This is a genomic window from Micromonospora sp. DT63 (genome assembly GCF_049841615.1).
In the GTDB taxonomy this organism is placed as follows: Bacteria; Actinomycetota; Actinomycetes; order Mycobacteriales; family Micromonosporaceae; genus Micromonospora.
The window spans coordinates 593,256-610,614 of the sequence record NZ_JBNCKQ010000003.1 but is presented as its reverse complement, the minus strand read 5'-3'; the positions used below and the strand labels follow the sequence as shown (position 1 = coordinate 610,614).

Below are 17,359 nucleotides of genomic sequence, written 5' to 3'. Positions count from 1 at the left end.
ATCGGTGGGTGACGGTCCGTCCGGACCGTCACCCACCGTCGTCTTTTGTAGAGGTACGACCACCGCGTCCCGCCGGCCGCGGAGGTTGGACGAATAACGCCTCCATCACGTTCCCGCCGTTCGGCGTGTTTCTCATTTAGTTTCACGGAGGTCGGTGGGCCTCGATGCGCCCCTGCGCGCCCGGAGTCGGCCGGCTTCCTCCGCCCATGCCCGAGAAACGGAGCGGCATGAACAGAAACTCCCATCCGGGGTCGCGTCGACGACTACTCGTCGCGCTGCCCGTCATCGCCCTCGCGGCCACCTCACTGACCGTGAGTGGAAGTGCGGCGGCGCAGCCGTCCACCACCCCCCGGGCGGTGATCGGGGCTGACGAGTACTACATCAACTACGCCGAGCCCGAGGTGCAGACGGACACCACCGGCCGCGAGGTCAAGGGCAAGGGTGGCGTCTACACCCCCGCCGTCGACGCCGCGCGCGCGTTCGACCAGAAGCACGCGCGGGGCAACCCGGTGACCGCGCGCCAGCTCGCGCAGATCGAAGCCAAGTCGATCAAGACGGGCAAGAGCCCGCGGCAGATCAAGCAGTCGCCGACCACGCAGACGGCGAAGCTGCTGACGCTGCTTGTCGAGTTCAACGACAAGGCGAACGACGACTTCACGAACGTGATGGTCCCGAAGACGGTGTTCGAGGATCGGACCTGTGTCCCCGGCACCGTGCAGAACGGGCCGAAGCACAACACCATCGCGAACCCGGCGACGCTGCCGCACGAGGACAACAACTCGATGTGGGTGCCGGACTTCTCGCCGTCGCACTACGACAAGATGCTGTACAGCAAGAAGGGCATCACCGAGCGGGTCCGCAAGGACCTGAAGGGCCCGGACGGCAAGAAGGGCATCGACCTCTCCGGTCGCACGATGCACAACATGTACCTGGAGATGTCCAAGAACGCGTACACGGTCGACGGGCAGGCCAGCCCGTGGATCACCGTTCCGCACTCCGAGGGCTGGTACGCGGCCAACCGCTGCACCCAGGACGAGAACGGCAACTGGGTCCCCGGCCGGGAGCAGTCGATGAACGGCCACCCGGACAACCCGGCTGGCGCGGGCAAGCTGGCGGCCGACGCGATCGACGCGCTCGCCGCCAAGGACCCGAGCTTTCCGTGGGCCGAGTACGACAAGGAGGACCAGGCCGACCGCGACGGTGACGGCAACCTCTTCGAGCCGGACGGCGTGATCGACCACCTGGTGCTGGTGCACGCCGGCCAGGGCAAGTCGCGCGGCGGCGGCGACCAGGGCGTGTACGCCGTCTGGGCGCACTCCTCCTCGGTCCCGGGTGGCTACAGCATCCCGGGCACCAACCTGAAGGTGTCGAACTACATCGTGCAGCCGGAGGACGCCGGTGTCGGTGTCTTCGCCCACGAGTTCGGCCACGACCTCGGCCTGCCGGACCTCTACGACACCTCCGGCAACGCCGACTCCGACGTGGACTTCTGGGACCTGATGGCCTCGGGTTCGCACTCGGGTGAGATCTTCCAGGCGCTCCCGACGCACATGGGCATCTGGGACAAGTGGGTGCTCGGCTGGGCCGACCCGCTGACCATCCGCCCCGGGTCCAACCCGCGTGAGGTCAAGCTCGGGCAGACCTCGCGTACGCCTATCGACGCCGAGGACGGCATCAAGGTCGACCTGCCGGACAAGGTGACGGTCCTGGCCACGCCGCACAGCGGCACCAAGATGTGGCACAGCAACAACGACCAGAGCTGGGCCGACGTCAAGCTGAGCCGCTCGGTCGACGTGCCCAACGCCGCGGACGCCAAGTTCTGGATGTGGAACAACTACATCATCGAAGAAGACTGGGACTTCGGCTTCGTCGAGCTGTCGACCGACGGCGGCGCGACCTGGACCGAGCAGAAGGTGTACGCCGAGGGTGGCTCCGTGGTCACCACGCCGGACAACTACCCGGACCCGAACGGCCGGATGAACGACTTCGGCGGCAAGAAGTACGGCCTGACCGGCAGCACCGACGGCTGGCGCCACGACTACGTCGACCTGTCGGCGTACGCGGGCAAGACCGTCCAGGTGCGGCTGCGCCTGGCCACCGATGAGGCGTTCGAGGAGCGCAACTGGTTCGTCGACGACTTCTCGGTCACCGGCGGCGGCGCCACCACCTGGAGCGACGACGTCGAGGGCGGCGCCAACGGCTGGACGGCCACCGGCGGCACCTTCGTGGACACCACCGGCGCGGGCTGGAAGGTCTCCGGTGGCACCGAGGTGCACGCGCAGTACTACCTGGCCGAGTGGCGCAACTTCGACGGCTTCGACAAGGGCCTGAAGTACGCCTACGACACCATCTACTCCCACGAGGCGTGGAAGGTCGACCGGATCTCCTACAACGCGCCGGGCATGCTGGTGTGGTATCGGGACAGCGCGCTCGGCGACGTCAACCACGTCACCGGGCAGATGACCGCGCTGCCCAGCTACGGCGCGAAGGGCGGTCTGCTCATCGTGGACTCGCACTTCGACCCGTACCGGCGGACCGGCACGGCGGCCGAGAAGGACCCGTCGGTGACGGACAACCTGCCCAGCCGTCCGCAGTCGGCCAACGCGGCGTTCACGCTCCAGAAGACGTACCCCTTCACGGAGTGCCTGGAGGCGGCGGACGAGCCGTACAGCGCGTACTGCACGAAGTTCAAGGCGCAGGCACCGGTGAAGAGCTTCACCGACGCCAAGGGCTGGTACCCGGGCATCGAGATGCGCGACGGGGCACCGTACGCGCGGGACAACGACGCCTCCGTGGTGGTGCCGTCGCGTGGCAACGCGCCGTACACCACCCGGGTGACCAACCCGGACGGCAGCCCGGCGCCGGAGTTCTACGGCGTGACGCTGGGCGGCGGCGCGATCGTGCTCGGCACCGGTAACCCCGGCGACGCGGGCGTGCAGAACGGCGTGTCGTTGACGATCCGTAAGACCGCGCGGGACAACACGTCCGCCACGATCTACGTCACCCCGGCGAAGAAGTAGCGGTTTCGCGGAGCAACAACTGATGGTGGGGCCGGTGGCGGGAACGCCGCCGGCCCCACTGTCGTACACCCGATCATATTGATCGAAATATGTCGCTGTCTTTGCGCGCGGCCAGTCCGCCCTGGTTCGCGGCGCAGATGAAGCGCAGGGGTGTGACGGTGAAAAGCGTTCCCAACAAAATCTTGCAACAAATCGACGCGCGCATCTTCCCACCCGTCCCGGCAGTGTCTATGTTCACCATTGGTCCCACTAGTGGGATCGATCTATCACCGGCCCGTACCCCCGTTGGGTCGGTTCCCTCACACCGGAGGTACCACGTGCGCAAAGTCGCAGTGGGTCTGCTCGGGCTTTCGCTGACGGCGACGGGGCTGGCGTTCGGACCGTCCGCCAGTGCCGCGCCGCAGCCGAAGTTGCCGACGGCCGCTCCGTCGGTCGCCGAGCCCGCCCTTGCCGACCACGACCTGCCGAACCCGCTGGAGGACAAGCGGCGAGCGCTGCGCCAGGAGGGCCTCAACGAGGTCCTCAAGGGCAAGGCCAAGGCAGAGAAGATCAACGGCAGCACCGTCGTCAAGGTCGGTAAGACCCAGGCCGACGGGGCCAGCGCCCGCACCACCGGGGCGGGCACGGCCCAGACGGAAGACCAGTACGTCGAACTCTCCCGTCAGCGGACCGACAAGATCTTCGTGATCCTCGCCGAGTTCGGCAACGAGCGGCACCCGGACTTCCCGGACAAGAACATCGACCCCAACACCGCGGGGCCGACCAAGTTCGACGGGCCGCTGCACAACCAGATCCCGGCGCCCAACCGGGCGGTGGACAACTCCACCGTCTGGCAGCCGGACTACAACGCCGACCACTACCGGCAGCTCTACTTCGGCACCAACCCCGGTGACGAGTCGCTGAAGCAGTACTACGAGGCCCAGTCCTCGGGTCGCTACAGCGTCGAGGGCGAGGTCACCGACTGGGTCAAGGTCAAGTACAACGAGGCCCGCTACGGTCGTTCCGACGACCCGAAGGCCGACGACGACCCGACCGGTGACCCGAACGTCTGCGACAGCAACGTCTGCAGCAACACCTGGGACCTGGTCCGCGACGCCGCCAACCAGTGGGTCCTCGACCAGAAGGCCGCCGGCCGCACCGACGCGCAGATCGCCGCCGACGTCAAGTCGATGGACCAGTACGACCGGTACGACTTCGACGGTGACGGCGACTTCAACGAGTCGGACGGCTACATCGACCACTTCCAGATCGTCCACTCCGGCGGCGACCAGGCCGACGGTGACCCGATCCAGGGTGAGGACGCCATCTGGAGCCACCGCTGGTACGCGTACGCCTCGGACCAGGGCAACACCGGCCCGGCGAACTTCCCGGCCGGCGGCACCGAGATCGGCGACACCGGCGTCTGGATCGGTGACTACACGATCCAGCCGGAGAACGGTGGCCGGAGCGTCTTCTACCACGAGTACGGTCACGACCTCGGTCTGCCGGACGACTACAACGTGGTCAGTGGTGGCGACAACAACAACGAGCACTGGACCCTGATGGCCCAGAGCCGGCTCGGTGCCAAGAACGACGGTGGCATCGGCGAGCGCGGTGGCGACCTCGGCGCGTGGAACAAGTACCAGCTCGGCTGGCTCGACTACGAGACGATCGGTATCGGGCAGAAGAAGACGCTGGTTCTCGGCCCGCAGGAGTACAACTCGCCGGAGGCGCAGGGCGCGGTTGTCGTGCTCCCGGACCGCGAGTACACCTTCTCGAACGGCGCACCGTTCGAGGGCAGCAAGCAGTTCTTCACCGGCAACGAGGACGACCTCAACAGCACGATGACCCGGACGCTGGACCTCACCGGGAAGTCGTCGGCCGCCCTGGCCATGAAGGGCCGCTACAACATCGAGAGCGGGTTCGACTACCTGTTCTTCGAGGCGTCGACCGACGGTGGCAAGACCTGGGCGACCCTGCCCGGCACCGTCAACGGCAACCCGCTGAAGGAGATCTCCCCCGGGCGCTTCGCCCTGGACGGCTCCAGCAACGGCAAGTGGGTCGACGTCAACATCCCGATGAACTCCGTGGCGGGCAAGGTCGTGCAGTTCCGGCTGCGCTACCAGACCGACGGCGGCCTGTCCAAGGGCGGTTTCTACGGTGACGCGATCACCGTGACCGCCGACGGCCAGACCGTGTTCACCGACGGTGCCGAGAACGGTGCCAACGGCTGGACCTTCGCCGGGAAGTTCGAGATCGCCGCGGCCACCTACACCCGCTCGTTCGACAACTACTACATCGCCGGTACCCGGTCGTACACCTCGTACGACAAGTACCTCAAGACCGGCCCGTACTACTTCGGCTACGCGAACACCCGCCCGGACTACGTGGACCACTACGCGTACCAGGAGGGTCTGCTGATCTCGTACCACAATACCCGTTGGGCGGACAACGACACGTTCGCGCACCCGGGTGAGGGTCGGAACCTGATCATCGACGCGCACCCGGAGCCGCTGTACAACCTGACCGGTGCCCCCTGGCGGGCCCGCGTCCAGGTCTACGACGCTCCGTTCAGCCTGAAGAAGGCCGACTCGTTCACGCTGCACATCGACAGCCAGGCCAACTACGTCCGTGGCCAGGCCGCGCAGCCGCTGTTCGACGACACCCAGCAGTACTGGTACCCGGAGCTGCCGAACCACGGCGTCAAGCTCCCGGCGACCGGCCGGAAGATCAAGGTCGTGTCGCAGGACGGCATCAACACCACCGTCCGCTTCTTCTGATCCTCGGATCACGCGACACCCGCACCACGGCGATGCCCGGGCAGGTCACCTGCCCGGGCATCGCCCGTTTGCGGGAACCCCGGCCACGCCCCGCGCGTCCGATCACCCGTGCAACCGCGAACCCGCACCACTGTGACCGGCGCCGGTCTGGCCGCCCTGCTGGCGCTCACCGGCTGCGCCGGAGCGCGGAACGAAGGAGACGGCGTGTCCACCGAGCAGACCCCGTCCGACGCCCCGTCGACCGGCGCACCCTCGTCCGCCACCGCGCCGACCGGGCCCACCGATCCGACGCCGTCGTCCCCCTCCGGACGACCGTCGCGCTCGCGCGTCCCGCTGCCCACCCTGCGCCCGCCGACCGGCCCACCGCGCGAGCCGACCGACGCCCGCAAGGCCAACGTGCTGGCCGGACGGATCAACCGGGGCGGCGCCGGCCCCTGCTACGGCCTGGTCACCGACGACGGCCGGCAGTACGCGCTGCACGGCACCGGCCAGGGCACCTTCGCCGTCGGCACGACAGTCCGGGTGACCATCGGCCCGGCCGACCCGACCACCGACTGCGGCCCGGGCACCCCGGCCAGCATCGTCGACATCAGCCCGGTCGGCTGACCGTCGCCCGACGCTCCCGGGCCGGCGAAACGGCTGCCCGTCGACGGGGTCCTAGGCTGTCAACCATGACCGACCAGCGCGGCGGAGCCGTCGACGAGTCCTGTGTTCTCACCGAGGGGCCGTGGACGCACCGTTTCGTCGGCGCCAACGGCACCCGGTTCCACGTGGTCGAGGCCGGCACCGGGCCGATGGTGCTCTTCCTGCACGGCTTCCCTGAGCACTGGTGGGCCTGGCACCAGATGCTCCCGGCGGTCGCCGACGCCGGCTTCCGCGCGGTCGCCGTGGACCTGCGCGGTTACGGCGCCAGCGACAAACCACCCCGGGGGTACGACGGCTACACGCTCGCCGCCGACATCGCCGGTCTGATCCGTGCGCTGGGCGAACGCTCGGCGACTGTCGTCGGCAGCGGCGTCGGCGGCATGGTCGCCTGGACTGTGGCGTCGTTCCACCCGTCGCTGGTCCGGCGGTTGGTGGTCCTGGGAGCACCCCACCCGCTGCGGCTGCGCGCCGCCATCTTCGCCGACCCACGCGGGCAGTTCGCCGCCTCCACCCCGGCGTTGAAGTTCCAGCTTCCCCGCTACGAGCACGTGCTCACCAAGGACGGCGGGGCGGCCGTCGGGGAGATCCTGCGCCGCTGGGCCGGGCCGCGCTGGGCGGTCAGCTCGGGCTTCGAGGCGTACGCCGAGCGGTGCCGGGAGGCGATGCGCATCCCGCAGGCCGCGTTCTGCGCGCTGGAAGGCTACCGCTGGGCCTTCCGGTCGGTGCTGCGGCTGCACGGCTACCGGTTCGTCCGCCTCATGCAGAAGCCGCTGGTCACCCCGACCCTGCAACTGCACGGCGCACGGGACGTCGCCGCCCTGCCACGAACCGCCCTGGGGTCCGGCCGGTACGTCGTGGCGCCGTACGAGTGGCGCCTGCTCGACGGGGTGGGGCACTTCCCCCACCTGGAAGCTCCCGAGCTGGTCCTCGGCGAGATCCTGCGGTGGGCCAAGTCCTGATCGATCAGACCCGCTGCTCGCGCAGGTCGGTGACCTCGGCGGCCGGCGCCCAGCCCTGGTAGACGCCGAAGTCGAAGACCTCCAGCCGCATGGCCTCGGCCACCGGCCAGCGACCGCCGGTGTACTCCACCCGCAGCCAGGCGTCGTGTTTCCCGAGCACGATGAACGGTTGCCCCTGCCACGTGCAGGTGGTCCGCACGTACGCCAGGTCCTCGATCTCGCTCGCCGGCAGCACCCGCACGTACCGGCCCGGACGGATCTCCTCGAAGCCCTCACCCGGCTCCGGCTGGTAGAGCCGGATGTCGTCGCCGTCCGGGCTCGCCTGGTACTCCCGGCCCCGCCAGCGGGCCACGTAGCCGTCGCGCATCACGCCTCCGGAACCCGTCGCCAGATGACCGCGTCCGTGTCGAGCACCGCGATCACCCGCTCGGTGCCGTCCCCGCCGATGCGCCAGAGCTGCGCGCCGTGCGGGAGGCGGGCACTGTCCACCTTGAACTCCGCCACCACGTCGCTGCTCTCACCCGGGGCGAAGCCGTTGCCCCGGAACGGCGGGCGTTCGATGACCCAACCCTCCATTGCCCGCATCGCCGGCTCGTTCTGACCGCCGTACGGGATCCGGTAGAGGCTGGGCCGGTGCGCCGGCCAGCGCAGCACGTAGATCTCCTCCGCGTCGCGTACGAACGGTGACCCCGGGTAGCTCAGGCCCAGTGCATCGTGCAGCTCGGCCGGCGTGGTCAGGTGCGCCAACTCGCCGGCCCGGTGCACGAAGCCGGACACCCGGTCGTACCCGCGCTCCAGGTAGTACGCGAGCTGACTCGGCGCGATCGCCTTCTGCATCACTGTCGGACGGGCCGGGTCGACCGCCGCCGGAGCGTACCGGGGGCGGGCCGTGGGTTCCGCCTCGACCGCCGGCTCCTGCGGGTCGACCTCCAGATCGTCGCCGAGCCCCACCTCGGCGGCCCAGTTGGCCAACGCGACGATCTGGTCGCCGGGCAGCTTCGCGCCGACGGGCGTGCCCGGGTTGACGGCGAACGACCAGTCCTCGTCCGGCCAACGCCGGATCAGCTGGGCGAACTTCACCCGGACGGTGTCGACGTCACCCTCGACGTGGTCGACGAGACGCTCCGGGGACGTGTAGACCACCACGTACGTCTCGCCGTCGAGCTGGGCGGTACGCCACACGAAGCCCGGGTCGCCGGGACGGCTGCCGCGCACCGAGTCCGCCGCCGACGGAAGCAGGACCCTCGCCAACAGCAGGGTGGACAGGAACGTGTCCGTGCTGCCCGCGCCGGCCGCGCCGAGCAGGTCCTCCTCGACCGTGTTGGCCGGCTCGAACTGCACCGGAGCCGGCTCGTCGACCACCGCACGCTTGTCGTCCACGACCGGGCGTTCGTCGTCGGCGCGTACCGTCTCCGGCTCGTAGCCCACCGGGGATCGGGGCGCCGACCAACCGGCCGAGCCGCCACCGCTCAGGTCGTCACCGCTGAGGCCAGCGCCGCTCAAGCCAGCGCCGCTCAGGTCGGAGCCGCTCAGGTCGGAGCCGCTCAGGCCAGCGCCGCTCAGGCCAGCGCCGCTCAGGCCAGCGCCGCTCAGGCCAGCGCCGCTCAAGCCAGCGCCGCTCAGGTCGGAGCCGGCCGGATCGAACGGGCCCGCGCCGGTGCTGTCCGTGCCGAACAGGCCGGCGGCGGTCTCGGGGGGATCGGCCAGACCCGTGCCGGTGTCGGCCGGTTCGAACGGAGCTGTGCCGGACGGGGCGGGCGCGAACGACGAGGGCACGCCGATCGGATCCGGGGCCGCGGCGGAGGGTCCGGGAACGAAGGGGCCGGGCATCGCGGCCCCGGGAACGGCGGGACCGGGTGCGGCCGGGTCGGGCGCGGGTGGCCCGAACGGCGGTGGCCCAGCGGTCGTCGGGCCGAACGGCGGTGGGCCGGCCGTCGTCGGGCCGGCCGTCGTCGGGCCGGGTCGCCGTGTCGTGTCGAAGGCGGGAGCGCCCTCGGTCGGGTCGAGGAGATCGCGGGACTCGATGATGGTGCCCTCGATGACGATGGGCGTGAAGCCGCGACGCGGGGCGGGTGGGCCGGAGACCGGCTCCGCGACCGACGGCGGCAGTTCCTCCACCGGCTCGAAACGCTGCCGGTCACCGGGGCGGCCACGCGGGATCGCCTGGGTCTCGTCGGCCGTGGGAACGTGCCCTCCGACGCCTGTCGGTGACGGCTCACCCGCGGCTGGGCCGGGCACCCGGAACGCATGGGTGGGTTCCTCGGCCAACGGTGTGGGCCGTCGCGGTGGCAGAGGTTGGGTGGCCTCGTCGTCGGTCGCGGGCGCTCGTACCACCTGGGACGCGCCCAGGTCGCCGGCCGGTGGCCGCAGCGGTCGGGTGGCGTCCGGTGTCGGCATCGGGAAGGCCGAGGCCGCGCTGTCGCCGCCCGGCGCGTCCGCGGGACGGCGACGCGGGAAGGGCTGGCTGCCCCGCCCGAACCGGGACGGGGGCACCGCGCGGTCGCCCGGCCGGCCGTCCCCGGGAACCGGCCCGGACGCTCGACCGGACGTCGGCTCGAAGAAGGAGCGCCGGCCACCCTGGGTGTTGCCGTCACCGGCGGCCGGGCCGTCGCCGTCACCCGCCGGACGGCTCGCGGACGGCCGGCCGGCGCGTGGACCCGGCTGGTCGACCGGGGCGACCTGGGCGCGGTCGGTGGAGGCCAGCGGCACGTACCGGGATGCGCCGGCACGGCTCGCGCCCGGCACGGGGCCGACGCCGGGGCGGGCCGGTCGGGGCGGGGCGGTCGGCTGCCGCTGACCGGCGGCGGGCAGATCCTCCGGGCCGGACCGGCGCGACAGCTCACCCGGGCCGGGCGCGCGGGTCGGGGTGGCCGATCCCGAGGGTGTGCCCACCGGCGGCACCGCGTTCCTCGGCGCGGACCGTCCCGACGGCGTCGGGTCCGACGCGGGCGGCGTGGGCGGCATGGGCGGCATGGGCGGCACGAACCCGGTGGCGGGCGAGCCGTCCCGGCCGGTCGTACCGGCTCTCGATCGGGCCAGCGTCTCGGCGCGCTCCAGCCGGGCGCGGGCGCCCATGGCACGGCCCGGCAGCCGGACGTCCCCACGGGAGAGCTGCGACACGAACCAGGCGGGCAGGTAGCCCTCGACCGGCAACCCGGGGTTGACCGCGAGCCACCACTCGTGGTTGGGCCAACCGAGGGCGAGGTCGGTGAACGGCACGCGCCGGTTGGTGCCGGCGTGTTCACCGAGGCAGGCCCGCAGCGCCGCGGCGGAGGTGAAGGCCAGCACGTGGGTCCGGCCGCCGGTGGTCCAGGTGCCCCAGCCGGCGGAGGACTGGCCGGACGGCGCCGGCGTGGAGACCGGCAACAGCAGATCGGTGCGGGACAGGAGGCGGAAGTAGAGCTCCTGGTCGTTGGCGCGCAGCGCGTCCCGCATCGCCACCTCGGCCTCCGTGGCCGGCTCCCATTCGGTCACGGCCACCTCTCCTTCCGAGAACAGGCCACAGGTATCGCGTACAACCTACAAGGTGGTATCAAGATCACAATGGCTGGCCGGTGGCGGTCCGCCGGGGCGGCGTCGAGGCGATAACATCCCGTTCCGGAGCCGACACGATACGGAGGCTGTCGATGTCCCGGTCGATCGCGCGCCCCGTCCTGGCAGGTCTGGCGGCTGCTCTGCTGACCGCTGCGGCCGGTCCGGCCGTCGCCGCCAGCGCCGGGCTGGGGATGGCCCCGGCCTGCGCGACGCCACTGGCGCCCGTCCGGCCGGTCGAGGCCACACCCTGGCCCCAGCAGCGGTACGACCCCACGCGACTCGCGCCGCTGACCACGGGCGCCGGTGTGACGGTCGCGGTGGTCGACTCCGGAGTCGACCGGGCGCATCCCCAGTTGACCGGACGGGTGCTGGCCGGCACCGACCTGCTCGACCCGGGTGGGGACGGCAGCCGGGACTGCGCCGGGCACGGCACCGGCGTGGCGAGCATCATCGCGGCGGCGCCCCGGCCCGGTGTCGCCTTCCACGGCCTGGCCCCGGCCGCCCGGATCCTGCCGGTACGGGTGAGTGAGCAGCAGGTGGTGCAGGGTCGGGAGTCGGGGCGCACGGTGAGCGCCGACGAGTTCGCCCACGCCATCCGCTGGGCCGTCGACCACGACGCCGACGTGGTGAACCTCTCCGTGGTGCTGTACGCCGACGACCCGGAGGTCCGCTCCGCCGTGCGGTACGCCGTCGAGCGGGACGTGGTGCTGGTGGCCGCCGTGGGCAACCTGCACGACAGCGGCGACCCGCGCCCGTTCCCCGCCGCGTACGACGGGGTGCTCGGGGTGGGCGCGATCGGGGCGGACGGGGCGCGGGCGACGTTCTCCCAGACCGGCCCGTACGTCGATCTGGTCGCCCCGGGCAGCGCCGTGCTTGTCGCCGCCCCCGCGCAGGGCCACCAGCAGGTCGAGGGCACCAGTTACGCGGTGCCGTTCGTGGCCGCCACTGCGGCGTTGCTGCGCGCGTACCGACCCGAGTTGACCGCCGCCGAGGTGGCGGAGCGGATCGTCGCCACCGTCGACCCGGCGCCCGGCCCGGGACACGGCGGCGGGTACGGCGCCGGGGTGCTGAACCCCTACCGGGCGGTCACCGAGACGGGCGGCGGCCGGTCGGCCGCCGCCCGGCCGGTTGCCGTACTCGCCGAGGACCGGCCCGATCCGGCGGTGCTCGCCCGCCAGGCCCGCCGCGCGACCGCCCGGGACCGGGCTCTGATGGCTGGCGCGGCGATCGGCCTGACGGCGGTCGCCGTGGTGCTGCTCGCGGTCGTGCTGCCCCGCGGCGCGCGCCGGCGTTGGCGACCGGCCGAGCCGGTCTGACCCGACCGGGTCGCCTCGGTGGCCCTCGTCGGAGGGCGGCCGGGGCGCCGACGCGGGCACGGTCAGCGCTCCCGGCCCACCGGCGTCACTGGAACAGCCCGGTGTTCTTCTTCTCCGTGTCCAGATAGTCGGCCGCGGAGTCGTCCACCGCCACCTTGATGGCGCGCAGCATCGCCTGCAGGTCCTGCGAGGCGGACCGCCACCGCGCCTGGCGCTGCTCATACGCCTGTCGGGCGTCACCCGCCCAGGCCGACACCAGCGGCGCGGCGTCGCGTTCGAGCTGGCCGAGCTGTGAGTCGAGCGTGTTCAGCGCCCGTTGAATGTCCACGCCGGCCTGTTGCAGCGCGGCGAAGTTGACGACCAGCACACCGTGGTCCATCGGAACTCCCTCCCGGCAGGTCAGAGCGGCAGCTGGATGCCGCCGCGGTTGGTGCCGGCCACCCGGCTGGCCGCCTCGTCGTCCGAGACGTCGTACTGTCGGCCGGCGGTGCGGATGGCCCCGGCGGTTTCCCGCAGGGCCCGGTGCAACGCGGCCTGATCCTGTGACCACTGCCGCTTGACCTGCTCGAACGACCGCCCACCGGCGCCGCGCCAGGCCTGCTGCAACACCTCCAGCTCGGCCAGCAGGCCGGTCAGCATGGACTGCAACGACTGGTCCACCTGCTCGAACTTCGCGGCGGTCTGCCGCATCACCGCCGCTTCTGCCTGGGTCTGGGACACCCGAACATCACCTCGTCTCCTCGGTCGTGCCTGGCCGGCTGTGCGCCCAGGGGGAGCGCACTATCGCGTGGCCCGGTCGACGAGCATGGCTGGACGCGGGTCAGCGATGAACTTCGTGGCTGACGGTAGCGGCCCGGTAGCAGTTCTGCTACCCCACCGGGCTCCCCTGTGGACAACCACGGCAGCCATCGGTCGCTTACTATGTGCCGCAGCCACGTCGCGGCGCGTGACGGGCAGTCCCGGGGCGGTCGGCCGCCCGGCACGTCCAAACTGGTCGAGGAGGCGCGGTGTCGCCGATCACCACCGGAGGCCCGCACCCGGCGAGCCGGCAGGGTTGGGGCCCGGTCCCGGCCGCCGCCGCCCCGACAGCCGGGTCGGGCGCCCCCACCGCCGTCGGAGCCTCTGTCGGCACCGCGCCGGGTGTCGACACCGGAGCGACCGAAGCCGTCACCGCCGCGCCGGCCGCGCTCGGCGTTCCCGGGCCGAGGGCGGCCAGGGACGGCGCACCGGGTCGACGATCCCGCGGTCGCTGGGCCGCGTTCAGCCGACGCGGCGCGGGGATCGGCGCGGGCCAACTGGTCACCGGGCAGGTCGCCGTCGCGGTCGTCCTCGCCGCGCTGGGTCGGGGCACGCCGCTCACCGTCGCCGCACTGCTCGTGGCCGCGCTCCTGGTCGCGGTCGCCGGCGTGCGGGTGCGCGGCAGGTGGCTCTTCGAGTGGCTGGGCACCGCCGCCGCGCATCTGACCCGGCGGCGCGTGCTGGGTCGGCAGGCCGACCCGGCCGGGTTGCTCGCCCTTGTCGCACCCGGTGCCGTGGTCCACTCGACGGAGCTGTCGGGCGGGCCGGCGGCGGTGCTGGAGGACACCGGCGGCATGGTGGCGCTTCTGGAGCTCGGCGACCCCGGCGACCTGCTCGGCGACGCGTCCCGGGAGATCCCCGCGCCGGCCGCGCTGCTGCCGACGCCCGGTCCGGACGTCCCGCCGGTGCGGATCCAACTGCTTCTCAGCGGGACGCCGGCACCCGTCCCGACGGCGGGTGGCACCGTCGGCACCTCGTACCGGCAGCTCACCGACGGCCGGCTCGCGGGGCGGGAGCGGGCGGTGCTGGCGGTTCGGGTGCTGCGGGCGGACGGGTGGACGCAGGAGGCCCTGCGTCGGGCGCTCGCCGGCACGGTACGCCGGATCGTCCGCCGACTCGGGCCGCTGACCGCCCGGCCGCTCGGCGTGCCTGCGGCACTGCGCGTGCTGGGCGAGCTGGCCCACCACGACGGCCAGCCGGTGCGGGAGTCGTGGCCGCTGCTCCGCTCGGGCGCACTCGTCCAGGCCACGTTCCGGCTGGTCGACTGGCCGCAGACCGGCGCACCGGCCGCGCGGCGGCTGGTGCCCCGGCTGCTCGCCCTGCCGGCGACCGCGACGACGGTGTCGCTCTGCGTCGGGCCGCCGGCGGCCGGCGACACCGGGACCGCGCCGACCGAGATGGCCGTACGCCTGGCCGCCACGTCGACCGCCGAGCTGACCGTGGCCGTCGACGCGCTGAGTCGACTGGTCGACGGCGTCGGCGGGACGCTGCGCAGACTCGACGGCGCGCACCTGAGCGGGCTGGCTGGCACGCTGCCGGTGGCGCTCACCAGCGCCGGGGGGCAATCGGCTGTGGCGCTGGACGACTGGGAGCTGACCCTGGGCGAGGCGGGGATGATGGTCGGCACCAACCGGCACGGCGGCGCGGTGACCGTACGGTTGTTCCGGCCGGAGAGCACCCGGGTGATGCTGGTGGGCGGGGTGCGGGCCGCGCAGCTGGTGGCGCTGCGGGCGATGGCCCTGGGCGCGCTGGTGGTGGTGCAGACGGCGCGACCCCGCGCCTGGGAGCCGTTCGTGCGGGGTGTGGGCGCTCCGGGCGGAACGATCCCGCTGATCCCGCCGGGCCGACCGGTCGCCGACTCGGTGGGTACCGCGCTTCAACCGTTGCTGCTGGTGGTCGACGCCGGGCCGGTGCCGGCCGAGACCGAGCCGGGTCCGGCGTGGCGGGCCACCCTCGTGGTGCGCGACGAGCTGACCCCGGCCGATGTGGACGCGTTGAGCCGCGCGGATCTGGCCGTGTTGCAGCCGCTGCACGGGGCCGAGGCCGCGCTGGCTGGAACGGCGCTGGGGCTGGGCGGCTCGGCCGACTGGCTCACCCGGATCCGGGACGACATGGTGGCGGTGGTGAACCGCCGAGCCCTGCGCTGGGCGCTGCTCTCCCCCACCCCGATCGAGGCCCAGCTGATCGGCCCGCCGGCACGCGGCTGAGCCGGCGGGGACGCCGACCCGAGTGCTGCCGGGCGCTCCCGGGGCCGCGTCGTCGTGGATGGTCAACTGGTGGGTTACGCCGGTGAGTGGTCCGTGGCACGATCCCGGCCATGGGTTTTCTGAAAGGGTTGCTGATTCGGCTGGCCACCACGGCGCTGGCCTTCTGGTTGGCCACACTGCTCATTCCGGGCATCGACCTGGAGTCGACCTCGGCAGTGGAGACGGTCACCACGCTGATCCTGGTGGCGGTGATCTTCGGCGTCGTCAACGCGGTGCTCCAGCCGGTCATCAAGACCGTCGGCTGCGGCTTCTACCTGCTCACCCTGGGTCTCATCGCGCTGGTGGTGAACGGGCTGCTGTTCCTGCTCACGAGCTGGATCGCCGACCAGGCCGGGTTGCCGTTCTCGGTGGACGGCTTCTGGCCGGCCGCCGTGCTCGGCGCCCTGTTCGTGAGCATCGTGACCTGGATCCTGGGCGCCGTTCTCGACCGGGACTGACGGCGACCGACCACCACCGACCCGGACCGCCCGGCCCCCGATGGGCCGGGCGGTCCGGTGACCAGAGTTCGGGAATTGGCGGGCCGGCGAGCCGATCGGGTTGGTTAGCCTCACAGACGTGTTCTCGCTGACCCGCTCCGACGGCCACCTGATCAGCACCGACCCCGCCCGGCTCGACCTGGACCGGATCCACCACTGGCTGTCCACCGACGCCTACTGGGCGCTGGGGCGTGACCGGGAGACGGTGGTGCGGGCGTTCGCCGGGTCACTCCCGTTCGGCGTCTACCGACCCGGGGACGGCCACCAGGTGGCGGTGGCCCGGGTGGTCACCGACGGCGCCACCTTCGCCTGGCTCTGCGACGTGTACGTCGACCGTGCCTCCCGGGGCCGCGGGCTGGGCGGTTGGCTGGCCGGCGCGGTCCGCGACCACCTCGCCGAGCTGGGCGTACGCCGGATTCTGCTCTCGACCAGCGACGCGCACGAGGTGTACGCGCGGGTCGGCTTCACCCCGTTGGACGTTCCGCAGCGGTGGATGCAGCTCGACCGGCGCCCACCGGTGACGCCGATCACCGGAAAGGAACAAAGCGGAGGTTCACCCCTTACGGTGGAGGCGTGACGCCACTCCGCCTGGGATACCTCTACGGCATCGGCGCGTACCTGCTCTGGGGTTTCTTTCCGCTCTACTTCAAGCTGCTGCGACCCACCGGCCCGCTGGAGATCCTGGCCCACCGGATCGTCTGGTCGGTGCTCTTCGTGGCCCTGCTGCTCGGCGCGCTGCGCAACATCGGCTTCCTGCGGGCGCTGCTACGCCGCCGCCGGACGGTCGCCGGGATCGTCGCCGCGTCCGCGCTCATCGCCATCAACTGGGGCATCTACATCTATGGAGTCAGCTCCAACCGGGTGGTGGAGACCGCGCTCGGCTACTTCATCAACCCCCTCGTGGTGGTGCTGCTCGGGGTGACGGTGCTGCGGGAACGACTCCGCCCGGCGCAGTGGGTGGCGCTGGGCATCGGCGCGTCGGCCGTCGCGGTGCTCGCCGTCGACTACGGCCGGCTGCCCTGGCTGGCCCTGAGCCTCGCGTTCAGCTTCGCCGGCTACGGCCTGATCAAGAAGCAGCTCGGGTTGCCCGCCGCCGAGGGGCTCTTCGTCGAGTCGGCGGTGCTGGCGCTGCCCGCGCTGGGCTATCTCGCCTGGCTGAGCCGGCACGGCGGGTTGACCTTCGGGCATGTCTCCGCCGGGCACACCGCGCTGCTGGTGCTGGCCGGCGCGGCCACCGCGATCCCGCTGCTGCTCTTCGCCGGGGCTGCCAACCGGCTGCCACTGACCGGCCTCGGGATGATCCAGTACCTGGCGCCGATCCTCCAGCTCGCCTGCGGCGTGCTGATCTTCCACGAGCCGATGCCGCCGGCCCGCCTCGCCGGCTTCGCACTGGTCTGGCTGGCCCTGGTCGTCTTCACCGCCGACGCCATTCGCCAGGCCCGCCACTCCAGAAGCACCCCACGCCTCCCCAGCCCCGTCCCAACCCCCTAACCCACACCCCGCCCCGCCCCGCCCCGCCCCGCCCCGCCCCGCCCCACCCCACCCCCGCGATCTTGCAGTTTGTGTCGTCGATTTGCGGTTCTTG

Annotated in this window: 13 protein-coding genes; 9 read left to right on the top strand and 4 right to left on the bottom strand. The window is 72.1% G+C overall.

Annotation, left to right across the window (positions count from 1 at the left end; genetic code table 11):
- Positions 1-227: 227 nt before the first annotated feature.
- From ACLQ27_RS15225 to ACLQ27_RS15210, 4 genes are all read left to right on the top strand, one after another.
- On the top strand, positions 228-3,020 hold the full coding sequence (locus tag ACLQ27_RS15225; protein ID WP_357491162.1) for an immune inhibitor A domain-containing protein: 2,793 nt from the start codon (positions 228-230) through the stop codon (positions 3,018-3,020).
- Between the two features lie 332 nt (positions 3,021-3,352).
- Entirely contained in the window at positions 3,353-5,779 is a 2,427-nt protein-coding gene (locus ACLQ27_RS15220) for an immune inhibitor A domain-containing protein (RefSeq protein ID WP_234591394.1), read from the top strand.
- A gap of 204 nt (positions 5,780-5,983) precedes the next feature.
- Positions 5,984-6,385, top strand: a complete 402-nt coding sequence (locus tag ACLQ27_RS15215) for a hypothetical protein (protein WP_425867234.1) — start codon at positions 5,984-5,986, stop codon at positions 6,383-6,385.
- Positions 6,386-6,450: 65 nt separating this feature from the next.
- A complete protein-coding gene (locus tag ACLQ27_RS15210) occupies positions 6,451-7,383 on the top strand; it encodes an alpha/beta fold hydrolase (RefSeq protein WP_425867232.1) in 933 nt (310 codons plus the stop codon).
- A gap of 4 nt (positions 7,384-7,387) precedes the next feature.
- Here ACLQ27_RS15210 and ACLQ27_RS15205 read toward each other — a convergent pair whose 3' ends face one another.
- Both ACLQ27_RS15205 and ACLQ27_RS15200 read right to left on the bottom strand, forming a co-directional pair.
- Positions 7,388-7,753, bottom strand: a complete 366-nt coding sequence (locus ACLQ27_RS15205) for a hypothetical protein (protein ID WP_234591389.1) — start codon at positions 7,751-7,753, stop codon at positions 7,388-7,390.
- Positions 7,750-10,857: an SseB family protein gene (locus ACLQ27_RS15200; protein ID WP_425867230.1), complete on the bottom strand. Its 3,108-nt coding sequence runs from the start codon at positions 10,855-10,857 to the stop codon at positions 7,750-7,752. Before ACLQ27_RS15200 ends, ACLQ27_RS15205 begins: the two co-directional genes overlap by 4 nt.
- A 152-nt stretch (positions 10,858-11,009) precedes the next feature.
- Here ACLQ27_RS15200 and mycP point away from each other — a divergent pair, with 152 nt between their 5' ends.
- On the top strand, positions 11,010-12,233 hold the full coding sequence (gene mycP, locus ACLQ27_RS15195; protein WP_425867228.1) for a type VII secretion-associated serine protease mycosin: 1,224 nt from the start codon (positions 11,010-11,012) through the stop codon (positions 12,231-12,233).
- 85 nt (positions 12,234-12,318) lie between these two features.
- Here the strand turns inward: mycP and ACLQ27_RS15190 are convergent, their stop codons facing one another.
- Both ACLQ27_RS15190 and ACLQ27_RS15185 read right to left on the bottom strand, forming a co-directional pair.
- Positions 12,319-12,612: a WXG100 family type VII secretion target gene (locus ACLQ27_RS15190; RefSeq protein ID WP_234584563.1), complete on the bottom strand. Its 294-nt coding sequence runs from the start codon at positions 12,610-12,612 to the stop codon at positions 12,319-12,321.
- A gap of 20 nt (positions 12,613-12,632) precedes the next feature.
- A complete protein-coding gene (locus ACLQ27_RS15185) occupies positions 12,633-12,953 on the bottom strand; it encodes a WXG100 family type VII secretion target (RefSeq protein WP_234584564.1) in 321 nt (106 codons plus the stop codon).
- 287 nt (positions 12,954-13,240) lie between these two features.
- Between ACLQ27_RS15185 and eccE the strand changes: the two genes are divergently transcribed.
- The 4 genes from eccE to rarD all read left to right on the top strand — a co-directional run bounded on the left by eccE (position 13,241) and on the right by rarD (position 17,265).
- Positions 13,241-15,238 carry a type VII secretion protein EccE gene (gene eccE / locus ACLQ27_RS15180; protein WP_425867225.1) on the top strand — a complete coding sequence of 666 codons (1,998 nt, stop codon included), beginning with the start codon at positions 13,241-13,243 and terminating at the stop codon, positions 15,236-15,238.
- Positions 15,239-15,348: 110 nt separating this feature from the next.
- The gene (locus ACLQ27_RS15175) at positions 15,349-15,735 is read left to right on the top strand and encodes a phage holin family protein (RefSeq protein ID WP_234584566.1); all 387 of its coding nucleotides are present in this window, start codon (positions 15,349-15,351) and stop codon (positions 15,733-15,735) included.
- Positions 15,736-15,853: 118 nt separating this feature from the next.
- Positions 15,854-16,351: a GNAT family N-acetyltransferase gene (locus tag ACLQ27_RS15170; RefSeq protein ID WP_357491175.1), complete on the top strand. Its 498-nt coding sequence runs from the start codon at positions 15,854-15,856 to the stop codon at positions 16,349-16,351.
- Entirely contained in the window at positions 16,348-17,265 is a 918-nt protein-coding gene (gene rarD / locus ACLQ27_RS15165) for an EamA family transporter RarD (protein WP_357491177.1), read from the top strand. The genes ACLQ27_RS15170 and rarD overlap by 4 nt, the downstream gene beginning before the upstream one ends.
- The last annotated feature ends 94 nt before the right edge of the window (positions 17,266-17,359 follow it).

Coding starts and splice junctions, on each gene's coding strand:
- ACLQ27_RS15225 (WP_357491162.1), top strand. CDS start 228: ATGAACAGAAACTCCCATCCGGGGTCGCGTCGACGACTACTCGTCGCG.
- ACLQ27_RS15210 (WP_425867232.1), top strand. CDS start 6,451: ATGACCGACCAGCGCGGCGGAGCCGTCGACGAGTCCTGTGTTCTCACC.
- mycP (WP_425867228.1), top strand. CDS start 11,010: ATGTCCCGGTCGATCGCGCGCCCCGTCCTGGCAGGTCTGGCGGCTGCT.
- ACLQ27_RS15190 (WP_234584563.1), bottom strand. CDS start 12,612: ATGGACCACGGTGTGCTGGTCGTCAACTTCGCCGCGCTGCAACAGGCC.
- ACLQ27_RS15175 (WP_234584566.1), top strand. CDS start 15,349: ATGGGTTTTCTGAAAGGGTTGCTGATTCGGCTGGCCACCACGGCGCTG.